12 protein-coding genes are annotated in these 14,709 nt (G+C 53.2%); 4 read left to right on the top strand and 8 right to left on the bottom strand.

Translation table 11 applies throughout. The features are described from left to right. Positions 1-790: 790 nt before the first annotated feature. The gene (gene katG / locus BM258_RS21795; RefSeq protein ID WP_090075366.1) at positions 791-2,968 is read right to left on the bottom strand and encodes a catalase/peroxidase HPI; all 2,178 of its coding nucleotides are present in this window, start codon (positions 2,966-2,968) and stop codon (positions 791-793) included. A gap of 188 nt (positions 2,969-3,156) precedes the next feature. Here katG and BM258_RS21790 point away from each other — a divergent pair, with 188 nt between their 5' ends. Then, complete coding sequence (locus tag BM258_RS21790; protein WP_090075354.1) at positions 3,157-4,062, top strand: hydrogen peroxide-inducible genes activator; 906 nt, start codon at positions 3,157-3,159, stop codon at positions 4,060-4,062. 72 nt (positions 4,063-4,134) lie between these two features. Here BM258_RS21790 and BM258_RS21785 read toward each other — a convergent pair whose 3' ends face one another. From BM258_RS21785 to BM258_RS21760, 6 genes are all read right to left on the bottom strand, one after another. After that, positions 4,135-4,860 carry a FadR/GntR family transcriptional regulator gene (locus BM258_RS21785; protein WP_090075353.1) on the bottom strand — a complete coding sequence of 242 codons (726 nt, stop codon included), beginning with the start codon at positions 4,858-4,860 and terminating at the stop codon, positions 4,135-4,137. Then, the gene (gene yjfF / locus BM258_RS21780; RefSeq protein WP_090075352.1) at positions 4,857-5,846 is read right to left on the bottom strand and encodes a galactofuranose ABC transporter, permease protein YjfF; all 990 of its coding nucleotides are present in this window, start codon (positions 5,844-5,846) and stop codon (positions 4,857-4,859) included. The genes BM258_RS21785 and yjfF overlap by 4 nt, the downstream gene beginning before the upstream one ends. After that, a complete protein-coding gene (locus BM258_RS21775; RefSeq protein ID WP_210186844.1) occupies positions 5,846-6,892 on the bottom strand; it encodes an ABC transporter permease in 1,047 nt (348 codons plus the stop codon). Before BM258_RS21775 ends, yjfF begins: the two co-directional genes overlap by 1 nt. Further along, on the bottom strand, positions 6,889-8,400 hold the full coding sequence (locus BM258_RS21770; RefSeq protein ID WP_090075351.1) for a sugar ABC transporter ATP-binding protein: 1,512 nt from the start codon (positions 8,398-8,400) through the stop codon (positions 6,889-6,891). The genes BM258_RS21775 and BM258_RS21770 overlap by 4 nt, the downstream gene beginning before the upstream one ends. Before the next feature lie 93 nt (positions 8,401-8,493). Beyond that, positions 8,494-9,447: a galactofuranose ABC transporter, galactofuranose-binding protein YtfQ gene (ytfQ, locus tag BM258_RS21765; protein ID WP_090075350.1), complete on the bottom strand. Its 954-nt coding sequence runs from the start codon at positions 9,445-9,447 to the stop codon at positions 8,494-8,496. A gap of 276 nt (positions 9,448-9,723) precedes the next feature. After that, entirely contained in the window at positions 9,724-10,461 is a 738-nt protein-coding gene (locus BM258_RS21760) for a DUF1868 domain-containing protein (RefSeq protein ID WP_175528208.1), read from the bottom strand. A gap of 109 nt (positions 10,462-10,570) precedes the next feature. On the opposite strand from BM258_RS21760, the gene BM258_RS21755 reads away from it, so the two are divergent. Beyond that, positions 10,571-11,011: a secondary thiamine-phosphate synthase enzyme YjbQ gene (locus BM258_RS21755; protein WP_210186843.1), complete on the top strand. Its 441-nt coding sequence runs from the start codon at positions 10,571-10,573 to the stop codon at positions 11,009-11,011. Positions 11,012-11,308: 297 nt separating this feature from the next. Further along, entirely contained in the window at positions 11,309-12,091 is a 783-nt protein-coding gene (locus tag BM258_RS21750; RefSeq protein WP_244544806.1) for a protein-tyrosine phosphatase family protein, read from the top strand. A gap of 15 nt (positions 12,092-12,106) precedes the next feature. On the opposite strand, the gene BM258_RS21745 is transcribed toward BM258_RS21750, so the two are convergent. After that, the gene (locus tag BM258_RS21745) at positions 12,107-12,754 is read right to left on the bottom strand and encodes a hypothetical protein (RefSeq protein WP_090075348.1); all 648 of its coding nucleotides are present in this window, start codon (positions 12,752-12,754) and stop codon (positions 12,107-12,109) included. Positions 12,755-13,043: 289 nt separating this feature from the next. Here BM258_RS21745 and BM258_RS21740 point away from each other — a divergent pair, with 289 nt between their 5' ends. Beyond that, positions 13,044-14,618 carry an inorganic phosphate transporter gene (locus BM258_RS21740; RefSeq protein WP_090075347.1) on the top strand — a complete coding sequence of 525 codons (1,575 nt, stop codon included), beginning with the start codon at positions 13,044-13,046 and terminating at the stop codon, positions 14,616-14,618. The last annotated feature ends 91 nt before the right edge of the window (positions 14,619-14,709 follow it).

Raw genomic sequence — 14,709 nt, 5'->3', positions numbered from 1 at the left:
TAAGAGAATTTAATCAAACTCAAATCACGTTCATTGACAAGAGCTGATCAATGATCATCCGACCACCAATCAAGCTTCTAAAAACGTAACGAGCTCTTTGTCTCATTCGGTCCATAAGGACCTCAAGACCAAGCCGTCCACGTTTCTCTTTAGTCATTCCATATTGTCAAAGATCAAAAAGCAAAATGCCTTTTCTTAGAACTCAAAGCCAACATTCTTAATCAGCCAAGTCCCAAATTTTGGGGCGAACCGCCCCGCCGCCAGCAGCGCCGCCGCTGTCGATGGATCGGTTTATAGACCCCACCCCAATCAGAGTCAAACACTAAAATACATTTTTATGACAAATTGTTCCGGAAAAAATTATAGCCTTCTGAAAGAGGCGGAAATCCGCGGTTTTTCATCTGTATAAATTTCCAACAAATGCCCATTTAATAAACAGGCCCAATAAATTTCATCGCGATTTGAAGGGGTCAGCAGCCTGATTGCACAATTTAGAAGCTCAAATTTGTGTCAGTTACGTAAAACTGACTAAGATTGCAGGGGCAATTTCATTCTGATTTTTCTCTCAATTGGCGATAAAAAACTTGTCCACAGCGGACCGCTTCTACGCCCCTTTCCTCAACACTGTGCTAACGCATTTGCGCGCCTTACAGCTCGACCTCAATCAGCCCTATTCTACCGCGCTCAACATCACATCAGCCTACACAAACAAGAAACGGCATCGCGCATGCGCGACGCCGCCTCCCATTCAGTCTATATGCTGGGATGGCTAAAAGCCCTTTTGATAGAGCTATGCTTTCAGATCAAAACGATCAGCATTCATCACCTTGGTCCATGCGGCGACAAAATCCTTCACGAATTTCTCCTTATTATCGTCCTGCGCATACACTTCAGCGTAAGAACGAAGAATGGAGTTTGACCCGAAGACAAGATCCACGCGGGTTGCAGTCCATTTCACAGCACCGGTTTTGCGGTCCTGTATTTCGTAGGTGTTCTTGCCAGTCGGCACCCATTTGAAGGCCATATCCGTCAGATTGACGAAGAAGTCGTTGGTCAGAGCACCTTCATGCTCGGTGAATACACCATGCTTGGTGTCTCCATAGTTGGTGCCAAGCATACGCATACCGCCAACCAACACAGCCATTTCTCTTGCAGTCAGACCCAACAGCTGCGTGCGATCGAGCAACATCTCTTCTGGGCTAACCACATAATCTTTCTTGGCCCAGTTGCGATAGCCATCGGCCAAAGGTTCCAAAGGATCGAAGGAAGGCGCATCAGTCATTGCGTCAGTTGCATCCCCCCGCCCCGGAGCGAACGGCACGGCAACATCAAGGCCGGCTGCCTTGATGGCCTTTTCCAGACTGACATTACCGGCAAGTACGATAGCATCAGCGACGCTAATACCAAATTCTGCGGCAATCGGCTCCAGAACAGCAAGAACCTTGGCCAGACGATCCGGCTCGTTGCCTTCCCAATCTTTCTGCGGAGCCAGACGAATGCGCGCGCCATTGGCACCCCCTCGCATGTCCGATCCACGATAGGTGCGGGCGCTGTCCCAAGCGGTGGCAACCATTTCGCCAATAGACAGTCCGCTATCTGCGATCTTGGCCTTCACAGCCTCGACATTGTAATCAGACGGGCCAGTTGGCACAGGATCCTGCCAGATGAGCTCTTCATCTGGAACCCATGGGCCGATATAGCGCGCCTTAGGCCCCATATCGCGGTGAGTCAGCTTGAACCATGCACGCGCAAAAGTGTCGGAGAAATAGTCGGGATCCTTGATGAAGCGCTGGCAGATTTCATTGTAAACCGGATCCATTTTCATGGCCATGTCGGCATCCGTCATGATCGGTGCGCAGCGGATAGAGGGATCTTCCACATCAGCCGGCATGTCTTCTTCCTTCATGTCGATCGGCATCCACTGCCAAGCGCCCGCTGGGCTCTTCTTAAGCTCCCACTCATAGCCGAACAGATAATCGAAATAGCCCATATCCCATTTGGTCGGTTCATAGGTCCATGCACCTTCGATACCGCTGACGACCGTGTCACGCCCAATGCCACGCCCCTTGGTATTCATCCAGCCGATGCCCTGATATTCAGGACCAGAGGCTTCCGGATCCGGGCTCAAATCTTCAGCCCGCCCATTCCCGTGGCATTTGCCTATGGTGTGGCCACCGGCGGTGAGCGCAACGGTTTCCTCATCATCCATCGCCATTCGGGCAAAGGTTTCGCGGATCTGCGCCGCTGTTTTGATCGGATCGGGCTCGCCATTAACGCCTTCCGGATTCACATAGATGAGACCCATCTGCACTGCGGCCAGAGGGTTTTCCATGGTCTCGGGCTTGTCTACATCGCTATAGCGGCCATCACTTGGTGCGAGCCATTCTTTTTCAGCCCCCCAATAGGTATCTTTTTCCGGATGCCAGATGTCTTTGCGGCCAAAACCGAAACCGAAGGTCTTCAATCCGGCTTCTTCATAAGCGACCGTACCAGACAGAATGATCAGGTCAGCCCAAGAGAGCTTGTTGCCATATTTCTTCTTGATCGGCCAAAGCAGACGGCGGCCCTTGTCGGTATTGACGTTATCGGGCCATGAATTGAGCGGCGCAAAACGTTGGTTGCCCGTGCCACCGCCGCCGCGGCCGTCAGCCAAGCGATAAGACCCTGCAGCGTGCCAGGCCACACGCGCAAACATGCCCACATAGCTGCCCCAATCGGCAGGCCACCAATCCTGGCTGTCATGCATCAGATCCCGAAGATCCTGTTTGACCGCCGCATAGTCGAGTGTCTTGACTTCCTCGGTATAATCGAAATCTTCGCTAAAAGGGCTGGTCTTGGTGTCATGCTGATGCAGAATATCCAAATTAAGGGCATTCGGCCACCAGTCCATGACGCCAGTCCCCATAGCCGTATTACTACCGTGCATGACGGGGCACTTACCGGTCGATTTGGTGTCGCTGTGATCCATTTGGTCCTCCAAAAAATCAATCAATCGTTCTTGTTTGAACAAGACAGATCTTGTCATTTAATATGGTTTGGCAGCCCTTTTCGCGAGGCCGACCCTTTCGCGCACTTCTCTTTTGACAATGCTATTTTTATCAGATGAGTTCCATAAACGGAAATTGCATTTTCTAAGATAAGTGATAAGATTTTCTAATGACAAACCTATCCATGAAACACCTGCGCTATTTCGATGCTCTGGCCCGCCACCATCACTTCGGACGAGCAGCAGAAGAATGCAATGTGACCCAACCGGCCCTCTCGGTTCAGATCAAGGAGTTGGAAGCGCTGATCGGCGCGTCTCTCGTTGAACGCGGATCACGTCAGATCCATCTGACGACGCTAGGAGGCGCCTTTGCAGAGCGCGCCCAGCATATCCTGCATTCCGTCAAGGAGCTGGAAGATCTGACACGCAGCACGCAAGGCCCTTTGGGAGGCCAGTTCCGCTTTGGCATCATCCCTACGGTGGCTCCTTATCTCTTGTCTGACTTTATAAAGGTCATGGGGCAACGCTTTCCGGGGCTGGATTTGCGACCACGAGAAGCCAAAACAAAGAAACTGATCACCGATTTGCTGGAAGCCCGACTGGATGCGGCGATTGTCGCCTTGCCCATCTCCGAACCATCTTTAGAGGAGTTGGCCTTGTTGGACGAAGAATTTGTCCTGTTACGAGCGCAACAGGATGCAAACAAACCGGTACCCAATCCGGAAATGCTTCAGACGATGCGCCTGCTATTGCTGGAAGAAGGCCATTGCTTCAGGGATCAGGCGATTTCCTATTGCAACAACAGCGCGGCCCCACCCCGCAATCTCATGGAGGGCAGCTCTCTGGCAACATTGGTGCAGATGGTAGGAGCCGGGATCGGCGTGACTCTGATACCGGAAATGGCGGTCGGCGTGGAAACACGATCTGCGCCGGTTTCCATTGCGCATTTGCCGACCCCGGCCCCGAAACGCACCATTGGTATGGTCTGGCGGCGCAGCAACCCCTTGCGAGACGAATTCCTTCAGATCGCGGACATTCTAAAGTCCATAACCAGCAAGATGAAATCGGAAGACTGAAACATGGTCCAGCCGGTGAAGCAAAGCAATGAAAGGGGAACGACAAGAAGGGAGGAGCAGAGGAAAGGGGATTTAAGAGATATTGGCTTTGAAAAGCGCGATGGCATCCGCCATGGTCGTCTCAGCACGCTTGGCGTCCTTGGCTCTGATCGCCTCGACGATCTGCCAATAGGTATCAATGGACGCCTGCTGCACATTTCCATCCGGATTGATGCGCGCATTGTCATAGCCCAACCGATAGACAGAAAAGAGCGCAGCCTGCACCATATCGCCCAGAGATGATAGAAATCGATTGCCCGACATATGCAGAATGGAGGTGTGAAACTCGATATTGGCAACGGCATAAGAGACATAGTCCTCAGCCGCAGCCATATGCTCACACTCGGCAGTGAGAGCGGCGCATTCTTCCCCGAGACCACGCCGGGCAACAAGAGCGGCTGCCGCAGGCTCAAAAATCAGGCGGATTTCATGCAGTTCATTCATGAAAGGCCCTGGCTTTCTCAAAGACGCATGCCAGCGCAGAACGTCGGGGTCGAACATGCTCCAGTCCGAGGAGGGGCGCACCCGCGTCCCCACCTTGGCTTTTGATTGCAACAGCCCCTTGCCCACAAGGGTCTTTTTCGCTTCGCGAATGACCGTCCGAGACACCCCGAACATTTCTTCAAGATCCGGATCAAGCGGGATCATCGTCTGTTCGGCATAGTCGCCCGAGACAATGGCCATACCCAGTTGATCAACAACTTTGGAAGTGTTGTTGAAGGCCTGCTGAGAGGTACCTCCAGCGGTCGTCAGGCTCATGATCGCATCGCGAATTCTGTTGCTGGTTTTCTTCTCGCCGTCGTCGCCCAAGCCAATACCTTCTGCAGCATGATAAAGGTGAACAGCAGAACGCCGATAACGATTTTGGTCCACCAACTCGAAAGGGTGCCATCAAAAACGATATAGGTCTGGATCAATCCCATAATCAGAATACCGAAAAAGGTTCCAGCCACAAATCCCGTGCCACCACTTAACAATGTGCCACCAATCACCACCGCAGCGATGGCGTCCAGTTCCACGCCCACCGTCGACAATGAATAGCCGGCTGATGTGTAGAGGGAATAGACGATTCCTGCAAGTCCTGCCAGACCGCCCGATGTCGCATAAATGAGAATGGTCGTTCGTGCGATGGGAACCCCCATCAGCTGGGCCGTTTGCACACCTCCTCCGAGGGCGTAGACATTCTTGCCGAACTTTGTCCGGTGCAAGACGATCATCGCCCCGATGAAAACCAGCAACATCACGCCACCGATCAGCCTGAACCGTCCGCCACCTGGCGCCTTCCAGTAGATCGATTGCAGCACATCATAGAATTCATGCGTGATGGGCACAGAATCCGTCGACAGCACATAGGCAAGCCCTCGCATGAGGAACATCCCCGCCAATGTCACAATGAAGGCAGGCATCTCCAGATAATGGACGATGGCCCCTTCTGCTGCCCCGAAAGCGATGGTAATGGCGAGCACCATGCCAAAGGCAACAAGCGGATGAATGGACGTATCCCGCAGAATGACGGCGAGAAAGACGCCCGTAAAGGCGATCACGGAGCCAACCGAAAGGTCGATACCACCGGTAAGGATGACGAAGGTCATGCCAACAGCTGTTATGCCGAGAAAGGCGTTGTCAGTCAGCAAGTTGGCCACAACCCGGCTGGAAAACATACTCGGGAATTCCCAGATGCACAGCATATAGGCGAGAACAAAGGTCGCCATGGTCATATAAAGCGGAAGCCTTGGCGATTTCATCATGACAGACTCTCCTTGGCGGTCTGATTATTCTTGGCCCCATTTTCATTGGGCGCATGAGGCGGTGTCGATGCACGGAAGAGATAGATCGCGTGCTGAACCGCAGGAGACTGGATGAACAGGATCACGATGATCAGCAGCGCCTTGATCACCAGGTTGAATTCAGGCGGCATGCCCGAAAGCAGAATGACAGAGTTCACTGACTGAATAATGAGTGCCCCCAAAAGGGACGCGATGATCGAGAAGCGGCCACCGAGCAAAGAGTTGCCGCCGATAACGACAGCCAGAATGGCATCAAGCTCCATCCATAAGCCTGCATTGTTGGCATCAGCCCCCTTGATGTCGGCAGCGACGACCACACCAGCCAGCGCGGCGCAGAAACCGGTGACCAGATAAACCGCAACAAGCAGAACCCGAGAGTTGATACCGGCCAACCGTGAAGATGTCTCGTTGATACCGATCGATTCAATCAGCATTCCCAGAGCCGTGCGGCGGACCACATAGGTTATCAACCCGCCCATGATCACCCAGATATAAACCGGCGTCGGTAGCCCCAGAATGGTACCAGCCCCCAGATGGATAAGACCTGGATCATTGAAGGTCATGATCTTGCCTTCGGTGATCAACTGCCCGATCCCGCGCCCGGCAACCATAAGAACCAGCGTGGCAACAATTGGTTGCACGCGGAAAACGGCAACCAGAATGCCGTTCCATGAGCCACAGGCCAAACCGGCAGCCAAAGCCGCCAATAGAGCAAGGAACCATCCGCCCCCAGCCGTAACGACCGAAGCGGCAACAGCTCCAGCAATCGCCATTACGGCACCCACGGAAAGATCAATCCCCTTGGTGGCAATCACCAAGGTCATGCCCGTCGCCAGTAGAGCCACCGGCGCGCCCCTATTCAGCACATCGATAATGTTGCCAAACAAGCGACCATTCTGGAATTCAATGGAGAAAAAGCCCGGAAAGACGATGAAGTTGAGCAGGATCACCACTCCGAGAATTATAAGCTGCGGCGCAATGCGCCGGAGAGTACCGCCCATCATAGCTGCGCCCCTCCTTCTTCAGCGATGGATCGAACGATCGCACCAATGGAAATTTCGTCGCCCTGAAGCTCTTTGACTTGCCGACGATCTCGCAGAACCACAATCCGGCTGGAATAGGTAATCAATTCCTCCAGCTCGGATGAGGCCACGATCAAAGCCATGCCCTGCTCGCGAAGGGTCTGGATAAGCTCGATGATTTCAGCATGCGCACCAACATCGATCCCGCGAGTCGGTTCATCAAGGATCAGGATATCAGGTTCGGTTGCCAGCCAGCGAGCAAGCAATGCCTTTTGCTGATTGCCACCGGAGAGAAGCCGGATCGGCATATCCAGACTGGCCAGACGGATATCAAGTTTTTTGACATAATCCTCAGCGATCTTCTCTGCCTTCGCCCGAGAGATAGGCCGTGTCCAGCCGCGCCGAGCCTGCAACGATAGAATGATATTCTCTCTTACCGAAAGATCGCCAACGATGCCGTCTGTTTTCCGATCTTCAGGACAGAGACCGAACCCCAGATGAATGGAGGATCTAGGGCTGTCGATCTTGATGGCCTCACCATTGAGTGTGGCCGTGCCCTGATCGGCAGGCGTGGAGCCAAAAATCACACCAGCAGTCTCACTGCGTCCCGATCCAAGCAGTCCGGCCAGACCGATGACTTCTCCCTTGTGCAGGATCATGTCGAACGGCTCGATGGTCCCGCGGCGCCCGTAGTTTTTCAGCTCGAGAATGGTTTCGCCGATCACGGCCTTGCCGCGCTCTTTCTTGGCTTCTTCAAGCTGACGCCCGAGCATCATGGTCACGATTTCGGTTTGCGTGGCATTGGCCAGCTCGCGCGTACCGACAATGCGCCCGTTGCGCAGGATCGTAGCCCGATCGGAGATCTCGAAAACCTGATCAAGGAAATGGGTGATGAAAACCACCGCGAGACCCCGTTCAGTCAGTTTGCGCACAACGGAGAAGAGCAGATCGATCTCCTCGCGGTCCAAACTGGCGGTTGGCTCATCCAGAATGAGCACCTTACCGGCCAGCTCCACAGCACGCGCAATGGCAACCACCTGCTGGATGGCAATCGAATAACTAGAAAGCAGCTGAGAGGGGTCGATATCCAGGCCAAAGCCGGACAGGACCTCTTTGGAGCGCTTGACCATTTCACGATTGTTGATCATGCCATGGCGCATGGGTTGCCAGCCAAGAAACAGATTCTCGGCGACCGTCATGTTCGAAAGGAGGTTTACCTCCTGATAGACAGTACCGATACCCAGCGCGAGGCTTCCTTGCGGATCGCGCGGATCGATTTCTTTACCGTCGAGCAGAATGGTGCCAGCATCGCGTTTGTAGGCACCTGTCAAACATTTGATAAGAGTGGATTTTCCCGCTCCGTTCTCTCCCAGAAGGGCATGCACTTCACCGGGATACAGAGAAAGGGAAACATCATCCAGCGCGATGGCGCCGGGAAAGAATTTGGAAACGCCAGTCGCCTGTAGGACCGGCTCGGGGGTCGTAGACATGGTGTGATCCTGAAGGCTACCAGAATTGGGTGAAAAGCCGAATGAGCGTGGTGGCAGACAGAGTGTCTGCCCACCACCAACGATTGTCAGAGATCAGTAGCCAAGGCTCTTCTTCATTTCATAGATGGCGTTGTTGTCGTCATCCTGAGTGTAGAGCTTGGATTCAGTCTGGACCCATTTTTCAGGCATGGTGCCGTCTTTCCAATAGGCGTCCAGAATATCAAAAGCAGGACCAGCCATATTCGGGGTCAACTCAACGGTTGCGTTTGCTTCGCCATTGGCGATGGCCAGATGCATGTCAGGCACAGCGTCGATGGCAACAACGAGAATGTCTTCACCCGGCTTTGCGCCAGCTTCCTTGATGGCCTGAATGGCACCAACGGCCATGTCATCATTGTGGGCATAAAGAGCGCAGATATTTTCAGCGCCTTCAGCTTTCAGGAAGCTTTCCATAACGACCTTACCCTGAGCGCGGGTGAAGTCGCCGGTCTGGCTGCGTACGATTTCCAGATTGGATGCGTCCGCGATGGCTTTCTCGAAGCCTTTTTTGCGGTCGATCGCCGGAGAAGACCCGGTCGTGCCTTGCAGCTCGACAATACGGCAGTCTTTGCCAGCCATTTTGTCTTTGAGCCAGTTGCCAGCCACTTCGCCTTCATAAACGGTGTCAGACGTGACAGCCGTCATGTAGAGGCTTGGGTCGGCATCGACCTTACGGTCGAGCAGAATAACAGGAATTTCAGCGTCTTGAGCTTCTTCAAGAACGGAGTCCCAGCCGGTTGCAACTACCGGGGCCAGGAAGATGGCATCAACACCTTGGGCAATGAAGCCGCGCAGAGCCTTGATCTGGTTTTCCTGTTTCTGCTGAGCATCAGCAAATTTCAGGGTAACACCGCGTTCCTCAGCCTGCTGTTTGGTAACTGTGGTTTCAGCAGCACGCCAACCGGATTCAGAACCGATCTGCGAAAAACCAACCGTTTTGCCCGCAGCCATTGCGGTCATTGGAGCCAGAACAAGCGCACTAGCGAGCAGAATGGAGCTAAGTTTCATAGTTTCCTCCCTATCGAAAATATCTCCCACCACTCATTAAGTAATACTTATTAAAACTCGTAAATGGATGATCCGGCTACTTTCATGGGCAATCACACCACAGCGTGCCTACAAAAGTCTCAGCAATCAAAAGATGAGTAAGCAAAGCCCGCCATGGTGTCGAAAGAATTTGCTAACCGAGAAAAAACGCCTCAATCGAGCACACGAACGAGAGCCTCTCACCCTTGTAAAAAGTGAGTATAAATATTCATTTCTTCGCAAAAAGCCGCACATCTCCTAGTCCTTGAACACCATCACCGGCTCGAATTGGAGCATGGTCTCATAGTTACAAAATTCAACGGCGGCCATGCTGATATCAGAGAGATCCTTTTCGTATCTGGCGAACAGTCTGGCACTCTCTTTATGGATCGCTGTTGCCGTATCCTTGTCGGTAAAGGTCAACGGATAGGCAAGTGTGACATGGAATATATAGGAGTCGTGTGCATGATAGCGGATTGATGTCAGTTGAGACAGGATCTCACGCACCTGCCTGAGCATTTGCTCATCCTGCGGCGTGGCGCCGCTCACCGTTACCGAGTGAAGAGCGAAAAGGTCCAAGGCTGTGACGTTCATGCCTGTTGGCAAATACCGACCGGTCAGACGCTGAACAAAGGCCTGTGTCACGCTATCCCGACTATTCCTCAGAGGGATATCTTTTGGCCAGCCTTCCGAGGAGCTGATGCATCCCGGCGACACACCCTGAAAAAGCGTCATATGCAGGCTATCAGCTGGCAGAAAAGCGAAGAGATGCGCAAAAGGACCGGCCTTGATCTCTTGCTGCATGGAGACAAGGGCGCGATAGGCCCGTGATGATGGATCGATATGGCAAAGAAAGGTATTGCCCGCAAAGGGCAAGGCTTTTCCATCGGGCGTGAATTTGCCCCCGCCCCCTTCTTCAGTGATAGAAGCGGGGCGCTCGCCATCTGAAAGCGTGCCCGCCATATAGGCTATCGGGTCTCTTCGCGTGATCGTCATAGGATATGTCTCCCTTTGTGTTCCCCCAAGCAGGGTCTGCCCATTGATTCTCAGAACACAACGCATATAAACCCTAGACTATGATAATCTGATTGAAAGTCTCCAGCGAATGGATGAGCCTATGTTCAATGTCCTGCACGATACCCTCTCGATAAAGACATCAGGAAAGCGCATGCACACCATTACGCGCGAGGTTGCGCATTGGTTGGCACATTCCGGCGCCCAATCAGGTACCCTGACGCTCTTTTGCAAGCACACATCCGCCTCCCTTACAATACAGGAGAATTTTGATCCCACCGTTCAGGAAGACCTCCTCTCCTTTCTGGAAGATCTCGCCCCCGAAGACCGCTATTATGAGCATTCACTGGAAGGGCCGGATGATATGCCCGCCCATATCAAGACCATGGTGACGTCGGTCAGCCTGACCATTCCGGTTCAAAATGCCTCCATGTTACTGGGCCAATGGCAGGGCCTGTATCTTCTTGAACATAGAGCCCACGCCCATCACCGGCAGCTTCATCTCTGTTTCACAGGCCTATGCAAAAACTAATAGGCTACATACATAGCCACAACATTGACGCAGACAACAAAGGTTGCTAAGTCACTCCCGCCTGAAAAGCGCTGCTTTTCGGGCAAAGTCTGCCCATGCAGTTGCGCAACGTCGATAGTCGAAAGAGACAACTCTTTCATTGCAGACAAGGCAATTTACGGGCAGCTTAAGGTGAGAACCGAACCAATTCGTCTCGAAAGCGATTCGAACTTGTTAGAAAGTTGTGAGCCAACGGGGCTGAAATCGTTTTGGATGCAGCAAAGTGCGCTTCCGAATATGGATTGAGGGAAATGCTGAGTGAGCTACTCACCTGAGAACATACCGAATACCATGCCGAAAGTCCGCTTCACGAAAAGAGCACGCAAAGCCCTGTTCAGGCAGCTTGTTCGTCTCAGAAATACCATTGCAGACATCTCTCCGGTATGGCTGCGCCGCTTCTTTGCGCCGATCTATGATTATTTAGAAATGATCTTCATTGATCACGGCATGTTCAGAACGCCCTATGCCAACCGGCATAAAGTCTCTCCCAATGCCTGGCGCTCTTCCCAGCCATGGCCACATCAGGTCCGCTATTATGCAAAGGATCTGGGCATCCGGACCATTCTCAACCTGCGTGGCCCAAGGGATTGCGGCAGTGATCGTCTGGAACGCAAGGCCTGCGAGGCCTATGGCATTGATCTGCGCGATGATCTGCAGGTCCGCTCGCGTGGTGCCCCTTCGCGGGAGACGATCCTTGGCCTTAAAAGCTATTTCGAGTCCCTGTCCTACCCGATCCTGCTTCACTGCAAGGCGGGGGCAGACCGGGCAAGCCTTGTCTCCGCGCTCTATCTCATCCTCAAGGAAGATGTGCCCGTCGATGAGGCCCGCGCTCAATTATCCATGCGCTATGGCCATTTCAAACAGGCCAAAACCGGTATCCTCGATTATTTCTTTGAAGAATATCTCAGCTACAGCGCCACCCACGACATTTCATTTCTTGAGTGGGTAGACACCGTCTATGACGAAGATGCGCTTGAAGCATCATTCAAGTCGGATCGCTGGAGCAACCTGATTGTCGACAAGCTGCTGAGACGCGAATAGAGGAGCGGGTGTTCCCTACTCCTCGGCTTCCAGCGTCTGGCGCATGACGCGATATTCGCGGCGCTCGTCTTTCAGGCCCTCGATTTTCCATTTCAGATCGGCGATCTTCTTCTCATAGGCGTCTATCTCCGCCTTGGCCTTTTCAATGTCCTGATCAGCCGCCTGTTCCTTGCTCTGTACCGCCTCCAAGGCTGCTTGATAGAGCGCATCCATCTTGTCCAGATAATCATCATTCAAAATGGTCTGCGTTTGAGGGAAGCGTGTGCGCACATGCGAGACAAAGCGCTTGATACTGATGCTTTCCCAGTCATCGCCCTCTTCGCGAATGCGTGCATTCTTGGCCACCCAGGCAACATTCTCAGAAATATCCGGCACCATGATCGCCATGCGCAAAAGCGTGAACTGATCCTCGGGCGTTTCCTGCTTCTGAGCACTGCCAAAGATCTCGATGGCCAGCGTGCGATCCTCTGTATCGAGCTCGCAAAAGCGCGTTACAAAATTGTCCATGCCCATCTCTTCAAGATCCGCAAGGAATAGCGCATAGAGCGCATCATCCACACGATCCGGTGCCGGATTGCCCTCATCCAGACAGGCAAAAGCCGAAACGGTCAGAGACAGGAAGAAGAACAGGCTTGCAACAAGGCTTCGCATAATAAAGAGCATAATCTGACTGGAATCCGGCGTTGGGTTTTCAACAGGACGAGTGCACCATGTGCACCCCTTCGTGGGCGTCTTCTTTCTTTTAATGCACGGGGTGCGCTTTGGAAATTTTATTTGTCGATTTTTCTGGAAATATCGACAAATTTCCGCCACTCCCTTTGTGGCTGGCGCCACCAGCAGCCAACTCACTAGCAGAAATTCATCTATGCAAAAAGAACGGTGCTCTTCTTTGAAGTCGATTTGAACAAAGAAACATAACCGTCAAGGATGCGAAGAGCTAAAGGCAAGCAGTATGAAGGTTGGAGACTATCTCAAGATAGAAAACGCAACTGATATAAGCAGATCTGAAGTTGGGCGGCTGGGTACTGCCATTCTTTTCATGGTCGGCGTCATGATCTACGCAGGCACCCAGTTTGCCCATGTAGACCAATCCTTTCTCCTGATCGCAGCGGCCGTAATCGGCGCCTATATGTCCCTGAACATTGGCGCCAACGATGTGGCCAACAATGTCGGCCCCGCAGTCGGCTCCTTTGCCATGACTATGACAATGGCCATTGTCATAGCGGCGGTGTTTGAGGCGGGCGGCGCCATCATCGCAGGCGGCGAAGTTGTCCATACCGTCAAGAAGGGCATCATTGATCCGGCCGATATTGCCAACACGGATGTTTTCATCTGGGTTATGATGGGAGCCCTCATGGGCGCAGCCATCTGGCTGAATGCCGCCACATGGCTTGGCGCTCCGGTTTCCACCACGCACTCGATTGTGGGTGGCGTCATGGGCGCCGGGATCGCCAGCGCTGGTTGGGACATCGTCAACTGGGATTCCATGATCAAGATCGCGGCCAGCTGGGTCATCTCGCCCCTCACGGGCGGCATCATCGCTGCCCTGACGCTTTTCACGCTGAAAAAGCTGATTTTCTTCAAGGATGATCCGGTTACCGCGGCCCGCAAGGTGATGCCTTACGTCGTCTCAATCATGGCTTGGGCCTTCACCACCTATCTCTGCCTTAAAGGCATCAAGAAACTCATCAAGATCGAGTTTCCTGCCGCTCTGGCCATTGGCGCTGCCGTGGCTGTCCTTTGCTATTTCATCGTCCGCCCGTTGATCGCCCGGGCAACCGATCGCATCGGAGACGGCACGGATGGCGTCAACAAGCTTTTCACCATCCCGTTGATCTTTGCTGCAGCCCTTTTGAGCTTCGCCCATGGCGCCAACGATGTGGCCAACGCCGTTGGCCCGCTCGCCGGTATCGTGGAAGTGCTGACGGTTTCGGGTGGGGATCATTCTCAGGTTGCCATTCCGCTTTGGGTCATGGTGATCGGCGCTCTGGGCATTTCTTTTGGTCTGGCGCTGTTTGGCCCCAAACTCATTCACACCGTCGGCTCTGAAATCACCGAACTGGACCGGTCCCGCGCCTTCTGTATTGCGCTGGCTGCAGCCATCACGGTTATCTTCGCCAGCCAGCTAGGTATGCCGATCAGCTCCACCCATGTAGCACTTGGCGCAGTCTTTGGCGTCGGCTTCTTGCGTGAATTCCTGGAACAGCGCATGGGCAAGGTCGTCGAAAATGTGCTCGCCAAGCATGTGGGCAGCCCTGATCTAAGCAAGGTGGAACAGGTTCTGGCCGAATTCCGCAATGCGCCTGCCGAAGAAAAGAAGATCATGCTCGATTCCCTCAAGGCCATGGGCCCCGAGGCAGTGATCTCCGCAGCACAGCGCAAGAAATTGCGCAAGGCCCTCAAGCGTCAGTTGGTCAAACGCTCGACCTTGCTGAAAATCGCCTCGGCATGGATCATCACCGTGCCCGTTTCCGGCGTGCTTGCTGCCTTGTTCTATTTCGCACTCAGAGGCATGATGCTTCCTTAACAATTAAGGTGTACTATGTGCGCTTAAAGAGACTTCATTTTTCTGCTGTAGCATGAGATATGAAGTCCCACTTTCAAGCCACACGAGGTCA

This window comes from Cohaesibacter marisflavi, assembly GCF_900115225.1.
In the GTDB taxonomy this organism is placed as follows: domain Bacteria; phylum Pseudomonadota; class Alphaproteobacteria; order Rhizobiales; family Cohaesibacteraceae; genus Cohaesibacter; species Cohaesibacter marisflavi.
This window is presented reverse-complemented; position numbering and strand designations above follow the sequence as displayed.

Excerpts from the sequence above, each read along its gene's own strand:
- katG (WP_090075366.1), bottom strand. The coding sequence starts at position 2,968 with ATGGATCACAGCGACACCAAATCGACCGGTAAGTGCCCCGTCATGCAC.
- BM258_RS21770 (WP_090075351.1), bottom strand. The coding sequence starts at position 8,400 with ATGTCTACGACCCCCGAGCCGGTCCTACAGGCGACTGGCGTTTCCAAA.
- BM258_RS21760 (WP_175528208.1), bottom strand. The coding sequence starts at position 10,461 with ATGACGATCACGCGAAGAGACCCGATAGCCTATATGGCGGGCACGCTT.
- BM258_RS21755 (WP_210186843.1), top strand. The coding sequence starts at position 10,571 with ATGGATGAGCCTATGTTCAATGTCCTGCACGATACCCTCTCGATAAAG.
- BM258_RS21745 (WP_090075348.1), bottom strand. The coding sequence starts at position 12,754 with ATGCTCTTTATTATGCGAAGCCTTGTTGCAAGCCTGTTCTTCTTCCTG.
- BM258_RS21785 (WP_090075353.1), bottom strand. The coding sequence starts at position 4,860 with ATGAGCCTGACGACCGCTGGAGGTACCTCTCAGCAGGCCTTCAACAAC.
- BM258_RS21775 (WP_210186844.1), bottom strand. The coding sequence starts at position 6,892 with ATGATGGGCGGTACTCTCCGGCGCATTGCGCCGCAGCTTATAATTCTC.
- ytfQ (WP_090075350.1), bottom strand. The coding sequence starts at position 9,447 with ATGAAACTTAGCTCCATTCTGCTCGCTAGTGCGCTTGTTCTGGCTCCA.
- yjfF (WP_090075352.1), bottom strand. The coding sequence starts at position 5,846 with ATGAAATCGCCAAGGCTTCCGCTTTATATGACCATGGCGACCTTTGTT.
- BM258_RS21740 (WP_090075347.1), top strand. The coding sequence starts at position 13,044 with ATGAAGGTTGGAGACTATCTCAAGATAGAAAACGCAACTGATATAAGC.
- BM258_RS21790 (WP_090075354.1), top strand. The coding sequence starts at position 3,157 with ATGACAAACCTATCCATGAAACACCTGCGCTATTTCGATGCTCTGGCC.